The following is a 630-nucleotide window of genomic DNA, read 5'->3' as shown; positions in this document are numbered from 1 at the left end:
CGCGGCGCGGCGCGGCGAGCGCAGCGCGATCAGCAGCAGCACGGCGATCGCGGCGAATCCTGCGAGCGACAGCCGGATGTCCTCATGCACGTAGCTCACGTACAACCGATCGGCTTCGGCCTTCATGTCGACGAACAGCGCATCGGGCACGCCCGCGCGTGCGACGGCGGCGCGAATCGGCGTGGCGTCGAGGCTCGACGCCGGCTGCCCGGCGCGCGCGGCGTCCGGCGCACGCAGCGGCAGCATCGCGCTCCAGCGGCCGTCGCGTTCGGTCAGCAGCGCATCGACGGCGAGCGCCATCGACGTGCCGCGCAGGTCCGCACGCGTCAGCAGCGGCGCGTGGCGCGCGGCGTCGACGTCGGCGAGGAACGGTGCGAACAGATCGGGCTTCACCGTGATCGGCTGATGCGCGACGGCATCGCGCATCCGTTCGGCGAGTGCGTCCGCAGCCGGCAGGCTCGCCTGGCGCGCGCGCTGTGCGGCGTCGCTCGGCAGATAGCGGGCGGGGTTCTCGAAACCGCCGAGCGCGCCCCGGTCGACGAGCGGCTGCAATTGCGCGGCGTACTTTTTCCGCGCCTTCGAGTCGNGCCTGTTCGGTTGGTGCGCAATGACGACGAGGTAGCGCGACGT

General features: G+C 72.5%; 1 pseudogene. It reads right to left on the bottom strand.

What is annotated here, in order from left to right:
• Positions 1–630, bottom strand: a pseudogene (locus tag JMF90_RS39540) (hypothetical protein); the annotation flags it as partial.

It is taken from the genome of Burkholderia sp. E168m23 (assembly GCF_016586125.1).
In the GTDB taxonomy this organism is placed as follows: Bacteria; Pseudomonadota; Gammaproteobacteria; order Burkholderiales; family Burkholderiaceae; genus Burkholderia; species Burkholderia orbicola.
Note: the sequence above shows the minus strand (reverse complement) of the source record. Positions and strands in the feature narration are given on the sequence as shown.